1 protein-coding gene is annotated in these 338 nt (G+C 43.5%); it reads left to right on the top strand.

The window, feature by feature from the left end; all coding sequences use genetic code 11:
• On the top strand, positions 1–338 hold a 338-nt coding region (locus HT708_RS11410), incomplete at both ends, for a hypothetical protein (protein WP_205380759.1).

Raw genomic sequence — 338 nt, 5'->3', positions numbered from 1 at the left:
TACAGACGGCGATGGCTTCACAGATAAAGAAGAAGTAGATAAGGGAACAAATCCGAAAGATCCAAACTCGAAACCAGAATCTAAACCAGTAGATCCATCAACTAAGGATACAGATGGCGATGGCTTGACTGACAAGGAAGAAGTAGAAAAAGGAACAGACCCTACTAAAGCTGATACAGATGGCGATGGCTTGACTGATAAGGAAGAAGTAGAGAAAGGAACAGACCCTACTAAAGCCGATACAGATGGCGATGGCTTGACTGATAAGGAAGAAGTAGAAAAAGGAACAGACCCTACTAAAGCCGATACAGATGGCGATGGCTTGACTGATAAGGAAG

It is taken from the genome of Streptococcus sp. 3613 (genome assembly GCF_013277375.1).
GTDB lineage: Bacteria > Bacillota > Bacilli > Lactobacillales > Streptococcaceae > Streptococcus > Streptococcus pseudopneumoniae.
The sequence above is the reverse complement of the archived record's forward strand: the minus strand, read 5'-3'. Positions and strand labels throughout refer to the sequence as shown.